The organism is uncultured Zoogloea sp., from assembly GCF_937894855.1.
Lineage (GTDB): Bacteria > Pseudomonadota > Gammaproteobacteria > Burkholderiales > Rhodocyclaceae > Zoogloea > Zoogloea oryzae.
In genome coordinates this window covers 1-8507 of the sequence record NZ_CALAYQ010000186.1, presented here as the reverse complement: position 1 = coordinate 8507, position 8507 = coordinate 1, and the positions used below count along the sequence as shown (strand labels likewise).

Here is an 8507-nt window from a genome sequence, read left to right as displayed (position 1 = left end):
ATCGCAAGTAGCAAAGCTGCACGGCGAAGCCCAATCGATTCGCGGCGCCGCGACGCTGACGGATCACCGACAGGTCGGTTTCGTTGAACGTGTAGTGCCGTATCAGTTCGTCTTTGGCATCTGGCAGTGCCAGTAGACTTTCGCGCTCAGTGGCGGACAGGATTGAGCGGCGTGGCATGGTCAGTCTTCACGCAGGTACTGGTACAAGGTTTCGCGGCTGATGCCGAAGTCACGGGCCACCAAGGTTTTTTGGTCGCCTGCCGCAACTCGCCGTTTCAACTCGGCAATTTGTTCGCTGTTCAGCGATTTCTTTCGTCCCCGGTAGGCACCGCGCTGCTTGGCCAGCACGATTCCCTCGCGCTGACGTTCGCGGATCAGGGCGCGCTCGAACTCAGCAAAGGCTCCCATGACCGACAGCATCAGATTGGCCATCGGTGAGTCCTCGCCGGTGAACGTCAGCCCTTCTTTGACGAACTCCATGCGCACGCCCCGTTGTGTCAGCCCTTGGACGATGCGGCGCAGGTCATCAAGGTTGCGTGCCAACCTGTCCATGCTATGCACCACCACGGTGTCGCCCTCGCGGACGAAGGCCAGCAGCCTTTCAAGTTCGGGACGTTGTGTGTCCTTGCCTGAAGCCTTATCGGTGAATACCTTGCCGACTTCTATTTGTTCCAGTTGTCGATCAGGCTTCTGGTCGAAGCTACTGACGCGGACGTAGCCGATACGTTGACCTTGCAAGATGCCTCCAAAGGTAAAAATGTCAGGATGAAACCTATTACCCTTGGCTGAATGTGTCAATAAATATAAATTCACACCCTACTCTGACGTTGTTTGTGCTCAACATCTGACATCAGGTTAGGGTATAGCCTTAACTGACACCACCTCCCAGGGCCTGATATAAAGCAACACTATCGATTAGGCGTTGTGCCTGGGCCGCAACCATATTGATCCGGATTAACTGTGCCTGTTGCTGCGCGATGAGCAGTTGCAGGTAGCTGGCCGCGCCCAGCCGGTATTGCCGCTCGACCGACTGCAAGGAGGCCTGTGCAGCCATATCAGCGGCAGCGAGGGCAGTCAAAGTTTGTGCATCGCTTTCCACCGCGCGCAGGGTGTCGGCGACGTTACGCAAAGACTCCAATACGACGCTCTGGTAATTGGCTGCGGCGGCATCAAAAGCGGCGAGCGCCGCTCTTTTTTCAGCGGGTAGCCCTGGATTAAAAAGAGGCTGGGTGAGCTGCGCAACCAGGCCCCACACTGCCGAGCCACCACCGAACAGGGCACCGGTGGTCAGCGCTTGAGAGCCAAGGTTGGCGCTCAGGTTGATCTGTGGGTAGAGCTTGGCAACAGCCACACCATAGTCTGCATTGGCCGCATGCAACAGCGCCTCTGACGCCTGGATATCCGGTCGGCGGCGCACCAGTTCTGAGGGCACGACGAGCGGCATCTCGACGGGCAGAGTGAAATCGGCCAGAGTGAAGGCCGGGATGCCACCCGTGCCTGGGGCACGACCGGCTAGCACCGCCAGTAGATGTTCGGTTTGTTGCAGTTGTTTACGCAGCGCAGGCAGTTCTGCCCGCGTTTGCTCCGCCTGAGCTTGTAGGCTCAACACTTCATCAGGTGAGGCCTGACCGATACGCACGCGTTCATGGGCTAGGCGCAGTTGCTCATCCTGTACGCGCAAAATGGCAGTAGTGGCTTCTAGTTGCGCAGCAAGGCGTGCTCGGGTAATGGCAGCGGTTGCCATGTTGCCAGCAAGGGCCAGGCGCGCAGCATTCAGTTCGAAGCGACGGTAGTCGGCGCGAGCAACCAAGGCTTCGAGTGCGCGCCGGTTGCCGCCAGCCAGATCGAGGTTGTAATGCACGCTAACGCTGGCGTTGTAGAGGCTGAATTGACGTGCGTCTCCGCTTAACCCTTGGCTGCTGGGACTCATTTGCTGGCGCTGAGATCCCAGTGCGACATCTACCTGTGGATATTGCGTCGAGCCCGCCTGTGCGGCAAAAAGCTCCTGCGCCTGTCGCAAATTGGCGCTGATGCTCGCCAGCGTCGGGCTGACGTGGAAAGCTTCGTTGATCAGTCCGTCGAGTGCGGATGAACCCAAGCTTTGCCACCATTGCGTTTCGATCGGAAGCCCTTCGACTAGACGTTGTGTTTCGCCGAACTGCGTGGGAGCGGACGCGGTTCTATCAGCTACCGGTGTTGCAGTGTAGCGAGCCACATCGGGTGCGGTGGGACGCTGAAAATCAGGGCCGGCGGCGCAGCCGGCCAGACCGGCGGTGACCAGACCAGCTACCAGGTAAGTTGCCGCAAGCCGTCTTTCGAGGCTGATGGGGCGCTGGCATGTTTTAGCGTGCTCCATAAAAATGCTCCACGAAAGGTTTACGGAAAGCTTGGTGGCAGCCCAAGCAGCTTTCCTGCACGTGGGCGAATGATTGGATCACCGCCTTGCCGTCGCTGCTCGCAGCAGCCAGCTTCATGGCCAGCGCCGCCTCGTGAGTCTGCACGTCAAAGTTTCTGAACTTGGTCGCATCAGCGCCGAGGTAAGCAAGAATGCGCATTTTTTCAGTAAGCGGTGGCTCGGGGTGTGCAGCAACTTTTGGGGCGAGCTGAACGATCTGAACCCATTCCTCCTGCGAAATCGCACCGGTAATAGCCTGCATGTTGCGCCCGAGTTCCTGCATGATCTTGCGTAGCGCCAGTGGCTCAACCTGGGTAGCGTCACCAGCCCAAGCTGGCAACTGAAAACCCCATAAAAGCAGGCAGGCCGTAACGGTCAGGGTGATAGTTCCAAATGCGTGGCTGTGTTTGCGGTGGGTCATGAAACTCTCCTGTAATTCAATCTTTCTCTCATTCGAACTCCCGCCCTTCGCCAGCTTCCTCATGGGTCACACCGTCGCGGATGTGGTAGATGCGCTTGAAAGTGGGGATGATTTTTTCGTCATGGGTGACGACGATGATGGCGGTCTCGAACTTCCGAGCCATGTCATTGAGGATGCGGATTACAGCCATGGCGCGCTCACTGTCTAGTGGAGCTGTGGGCTCATCAGCCAGGATCACCGGAGGGCGATTGACCAAACCTCGCGCAATGGCGACCCGTTGCTGCTCGCCACCGGAGAGTTGCGAGGGCATGGCGCGAGCCCGGTGTTGCACATCGAGCGCGGTGAGCAGTTCCAGTGCCTTCGCGCGCGACTCCCCATTCGCGACGCCTGCGAGCATCGGCAGTAGCGCCACGTTGTCGGTAACATCGAGAAACGGAATCAGGTACGGCGCCTGGAATACGAAACCAATCTTGTCCCGTCGCAAGGCGCGCAGATCACGGACTCTCCAGCCATCGTCGTAGATCACTTCATCGCCCAGCGTCATGCGACCGGCGGTCGGATCAATCACCGCGCCCAGACATTTGAGCAGCGTGCTCTTGCCGGACCCGGAAGGGCCAATCAGGCCCACCACTTCGCCGGGTGCCACCTGCATGTCCACGCCCTTCAAGGCATCGACGGCGGTATCGCCCTCGCCATAACGTTTTCTCAAACCTTCGATGCGAATCCCTTTGCCACTCATCTCAACCTCCAATGGCTTCGGCCGGGTCGACCTTGAGTGCCATGCGAATGGCGACGATGCTGGCTAGAACGCAGATCACGAGCACGGCGAAAAAACCGACGATTGAGTCGAACGGCATCAGCAGTACGTACTTGGGAAACAGGGGCGCTGAGAAAGTGGCTGTGATCTTGCCGACCACGAAACCAATCACGCCCAAGGCGAGTGCCTGCTGCATGATCATCGCGGCGATGGTTCGGTTGCGTGTGCCGATGAGCTTCAACACCGCGATCTCGCGGATTTTGTCCATCGTCAGCGAATAGATGATGAAGGCAACGATGGCCGCGCTAACGATGGCCAGAATCACCAAGAACATGCCGATCTGCTTGGCCGACGTGGCGATCAACTTGCCGACGAGGATGTCTTCCATCTGTGCCCGTGTGTAGACCGTCAAACGCTTCCAGCGCCGGATGGATTCGGCAACCTCGTCCGGCGCATGACCAGGTTTCAGAGTGACCAGCACTGCATTGACGAACGCGTTGGTGCTCTGTGAAGCAATCACGGCATCCAGCAAACCTGGAACACCAGGTCGATTGAAGGCCGGGTTGGCTTCGGTGCGACGCCGGCTTTGCCAAATGGCGTCGTTGTCCTTGAGGAACTGAGCCTCCTGAGCATCCTTGAGCGGAATGAATACCATTGGGTCGCCGCTGGACGACACCATGCGCCGTGTCAGCCCAACGACGGTGTAATGATTTCGGCGAATGGCAAGACCATCTCCCAGTTTGAAGCCGGTGGCGATGTCGGCCACCGCCTCGTAGTGACCGCGCGTGATCTGGCGTCCAGCGACGAGATAAGGAGGCCATCCGGGTGTAGCCCCCAACGCACCGGGCGCGATGCCGACCACCATGGTGCGTACATCACTCTCGCCCTTGCGTACCTGCATGGTCAGGTAGGTCACGTTCGCTGCCTGTGAGACTCCCGGCATGGCGAGAATGGCGCGATACACGTCATCGTTGAGGCTGGACGACTCCGCATAAGGACCCAGAGTATCCTTTTGCACCACCCAAAGGTCAGCGCCACTGTTGTCGAGCAACGCCTTGCCGTCGTCCACCATGCCTCGGTACACCCCAGCCATGACCAGGGTAACGCCGATCAGCAGACCCAGACCGATGCCGGTGAAGACGAATTTTCCCCAGGCATGGAGAATGTCGCGGCCGGCCAGGCTGATCATCGTGACACTCCTGGGATATGGTCGACCACATGGATGCGGCTGCGCGCCGTCAGTGCCTTTTCGCTATAGGTCACAACCTGGTCCCCATTCTTGAGCCCTTCGCGCACCTGCACGTAACCATTAAGGTCGGAAGTGCCGAGCTTGACTGGGGAGAACTGCAGATCACCATCCACGATTTGCCAGACACCAACTTTGTTGCCCTCACGCTGGACGGCAGCGTTGGGGATCAGTGGAGCGGCTGGGAGTGCCGGCAAGTCAACCGTGACTTCGGCCAGTTCACCCACCGGTGGCAAAGGTTCTGGCTTGTTATCGAATGTCACCTTGGCAAGCGTTTCCTCGGTTACCGCGTCGGCCTTGGGTTCCACCCGCAGCACGCGACCTTTCAAGGTCTGGCCACCACGCGAACGCAAGACAATAAGAGTCGGCAACCCCCCAGCCAGGCCCGATGCGCTGATCTGGTCGAAGCGCGCATTGATCCACAAACTCTTGGGGTCGATCACTTCCACCACGGCCTGGCCCGCGACAATGGTCGTGCCCGGATCGGCATCGCGCAAGGCGACGACACCGTCGACCGGCGCGATCAGGCGCAGATTGCTCCGCTGCGCGACGAGTCCTTCGCGGTCGGAGCGTGCCCGGACCGTATCTTCCCGCGCGGCAGATAGGGCGGCATCGGCGATCTGCAGTTCCTGCCGCTTGGTGGTGACGATTTCCTCGCTGGTCGAGCGCACCGCAAACAATTGCTCGTAGCGGCGCGCCTGGGTTTGCGCGTAGGCTTGCCGGACTTCTGATTCGCGCAAAGTCGCTTCCGCACGTTTGAATGCCGACTCCTGTGAGCGCACCCGATCGTCGAGGTCGACCGGCTCCATCTCGCCGAGCACCTGTCCGGCTTTGACCTGGTCGCCCACCTGTACGTCCAAGCGTTTGACGCGCCCTGCAAACGTCGGCCCGATCTTGTAGGTGTAGCGAGCCTCCACCGTGCCGATGCCGAACAGCGCCGGCGTGATGGCCCGTGACTCCACGCTTGCCACCGCCACAGCGATCGGGGCGAGCGGCCCTGATCGCAGACCGACATAAATGAAGAGCACCAGCAAAGGAATGATGACGGCAAGCAGCGCCAGGGTGCGGCCTTGCAAGGGTAACTTTTTCATTGCGCACTCCTTATGCCACGACGATATATTGCAAAGGCACGTGGCGCATCGCGGTGCATACGCTCCACATCACCCGCCAACAGCGATTGCATGACCAAGCCCTGGATCGTGCCAATGAACAGCGTTGCCGCCGCCTCGTTGTCAAGCGAGGGAGACAACTCGCCGCTGGCCTTGCCTTTCTCGATGAGACGATGCAAACGTTCGCCGTAGCGCTGAATCAAGGTTTGCACCATGCGCTTGGCCGGTGTCGATTCGGCACGCTGAAGCTCACCAAACATCATTCTTGGCACGCCTGGGTGCTCAGCTACGAATTCGATATGACTCATGAACATCGCCTCCATGGCTGCCAAGGGCGACTCGATTCCTTGTGCGGATCGATCGATTCTGGCTAATAGGCGCTCTGCTACCCACTCCATGACCGCCTGCCAAATGGCTTCCTTGTTCGGGAAGTGCCGAAACAGCGCACCCTGGGTCAAGTTCATGTGTTTAGCGATAGCCGCAGTGGTTATCTCGCTTGGGTTTTGTGAACCGGCAAGCGCCACGACGGACTCGACAGTTACGGCACGACGTTCATCGGCCGGCAGATGCTTTGGATGGGTGTCCACGAGCACTCCTGATAAGATAGTAATTGATTACTATCTTATCACAAGAGGCAACTCAAACAAGAGAAAACCCGACGTACTCGTCAATATCTAGCGTCTGCAATGGGCTTAACGTGCTTTATTTTCCGTTTTCTGAGACGTCCCCATGAAGGCCTCACGCCCCGACAGCCCGCGCCACCCCTCACCTTTCGGGCGGCGCATGCAGTGCCGCCGACGGCCGGAAGATGATGCCGGATGATGAATATTCCACACCCCGTCACTTTAGCCCCGGCGACTCCGGCCGTTAAAAGAGGCTGCGAGATCGGGCCTGTAGCCCCTTCCTCGATCAAAAAATAATTGATGCCCCCCAACCCCGAGTGTTCATGAGAATCCGCGTCACCGACCGAAATCTGCCCCGTCTGCACCTTGCAGGCACGCTGATCGTCGTGGTCGTGATGGCGCTCGCCCTGGGCGTGAGCTTCCTGCTCATCGGCATGACCGAGCATCAGCGCTTCTTCAAACGGCTCGAAGACAGCTTCGCCACCAAGAAGCAGGAGCGCCTCGCCACCGAGATGTCGGCGGCCATCGGCTACATCGACTTCGCCCAATCCCTGACTGAAAGCACGCTCAAGGCCGCACTCAAGGAGCGGGTCTCGATGGCCATGCAGACCGCCCAGGCGATCTACGACCGGGAGCACGGCCGACGGCCCGAGGCCGAGATCAAGCGGCAGATCATCGAGGCCTTGCGGCCCCAGCGTTTCTTCGACGGCGGCGGCTACTTCTTCGTGGACGACATGGAGGGCCGCTGCGTCCTCCTGCCGATTGCACCGGAACGGGAAGGCTCGTCCCTGTGGGACAACCAGGACGACACCGGTCACTACATCATGCGCGGCCTGATCGACGCGGCGAAGGAAGGCGATGGCTCGGGCTATTCGTCCTACCGCTGGTACTCGCCGGGTTCACCCAAGGCAATGTCCGACAAGCTCGCCTACGTGGCGCACTTCGCTCCCTACGACTGGATCATCGGCACCGGCGATTACCTCCAGCGCTGGCACGACATGCGCCTGCGCGAAAGTCTGGAACGCCTGCGGGCCTGGAAGTTTGGCGACACCGGCCGCTTTGCGGTGTTTGGCCTCGACGGGAAGATCCTGCTGCAGACCCAGTGGCCCGAACACGAAGGAAAGCATTACACCAGCGTCGGCACCGACGAGATGAAGCGCATCCGCGGCGAACTCATCGCCCTGGGCGCAAAGGGCGGCGGCGTGGCGGAATACCCCTGGAGCCGGGTCGATCCTGGCAAGGAAAGCAGTCTTGGCGAGATCGGAAACCGCACCTCCCTCGTCACGGTCTACCGGCCCTGGAACATCGTGGTCGTGGCGTCCCTGTTCGAGCAGGAGATGGAGCCCGCGATCGCGGCCGAGCGGCGGGCGATCATCGAATCGGTGTCGAGCCGTCTGCCCTTCGTGGCGCTGGCGGCAGGCCTGGCGCTGCTGCTGGCGATCATCGCGTCCTATTTCTTCTCCCGCTGGATCAGCCGGCAGCTGCGGGCCTACACCCAGCGGATCGACGCCCACGCCCAGACCCTCGAACGCCAGGCCGAGGCGCTGCATCTTTCGGCCCGGGTGTTCGAGAGCAGCCGGGAAGGCATCATCATCACCGATCCCGACACCCGCATCCTCGCCGTCAATCCGTCATTCTGCGAAATCACCGTAAGCCCCCGGCAAACCCGTCTTCCCCCGACCTCTTAGCTCGGTAACCATAGTGTCCACTACGCACTAGAAGTGGACACTTTCATGACCGTCATCCAGCCGCGTCGAACCCGTCGCACCCACTCCGAAGCATTCAAGCAGTCCCTGATCGAAGCCTGCGGCGAGCCCGGCGCGTCGATCGCCGGGGTGGCCCTGGCCAACGGGATCAACGCCAACCAGTTGCGGCGCTGGATGCGCGAACGGGGTATTGAGCCGCCCGAGTTGTCCTGTCTGCCCTTACGGGTGGCGGCCTCTGAGCCGATGGGCG

General features: G+C 60.0%; 10 protein-coding genes. 2 read left to right on the top strand and 8 right to left on the bottom strand.

The annotated features are described in order from the left end of the window. The 8 genes from Q0672_RS20290 to Q0672_RS20255 form a co-directional block, all read right to left on the bottom strand. The coding region (locus Q0672_RS20290; protein ID WP_298625200.1) for a DUF4158 domain-containing protein at positions 1–178 on the bottom strand (178 nt) is incomplete at its 3' end. Between the two features lie 2 nt (positions 179–180). After that, positions 181–738 carry a recombinase family protein gene (locus Q0672_RS20285; protein ID WP_298625198.1) on the bottom strand — a complete coding sequence of 186 codons (558 nt, stop codon included), beginning with the start codon at positions 736–738 and terminating at the stop codon, positions 181–183. Between the two features lie 130 nt (positions 739–868). Continuing rightward, positions 869–2356: an efflux transporter outer membrane subunit gene (locus Q0672_RS20280; protein ID WP_298625196.1), complete on the bottom strand. Its 1488-nt coding sequence runs from the start codon at positions 2354–2356 to the stop codon at positions 869–871. After that, complete coding sequence (locus Q0672_RS20275) at positions 2343–2816, bottom strand: cytochrome c (RefSeq protein ID WP_298625194.1); 474 nt, start codon at positions 2814–2816, stop codon at positions 2343–2345. The genes Q0672_RS20280 and Q0672_RS20275 overlap by 14 nt, the downstream gene beginning before the upstream one ends. A 28-nt stretch (positions 2817–2844) precedes the next feature. Next, a complete protein-coding gene (locus Q0672_RS20270; RefSeq protein WP_298625192.1) occupies positions 2845–3555 on the bottom strand; it encodes an ABC transporter ATP-binding protein in 711 nt (236 codons plus the stop codon). Position 3556: 1 nt separating this feature from the next. Next, positions 3557–4762 carry an ABC transporter permease gene (locus Q0672_RS20265; RefSeq protein ID WP_298625190.1) on the bottom strand — a complete coding sequence of 402 codons (1206 nt, stop codon included), beginning with the start codon at positions 4760–4762 and terminating at the stop codon, positions 3557–3559. Continuing rightward, on the bottom strand, positions 4759–5910 hold the full coding sequence (locus Q0672_RS20260) for an efflux RND transporter periplasmic adaptor subunit (RefSeq protein ID WP_298625188.1): 1152 nt from the start codon (positions 5908–5910) through the stop codon (positions 4759–4761). Before Q0672_RS20260 ends, Q0672_RS20265 begins: the two co-directional genes overlap by 4 nt. Beyond that, positions 5907–6515, bottom strand: a complete 609-nt coding sequence (locus Q0672_RS20255) for a TetR/AcrR family transcriptional regulator (protein ID WP_298625186.1) — start codon at positions 6513–6515, stop codon at positions 5907–5909. The genes Q0672_RS20260 and Q0672_RS20255 overlap by 4 nt, the downstream gene beginning before the upstream one ends. A 359-nt stretch (positions 6516–6874) precedes the next feature. Here Q0672_RS20255 and Q0672_RS20250 point away from each other — a divergent pair, with 359 nt between their 5' ends. Next, positions 6875–8239 carry a cache domain-containing protein gene (locus Q0672_RS20250; RefSeq protein ID WP_298625184.1) on the top strand — a complete coding sequence of 455 codons (1365 nt, stop codon included), beginning with the start codon at positions 6875–6877 and terminating at the stop codon, positions 8237–8239. Between the two features lie 45 nt (positions 8240–8284). Then, on the top strand, positions 8285–8507 hold a 223-nt coding region (locus tag Q0672_RS20245), incomplete at its 3' end, for a transposase (protein WP_298625182.1).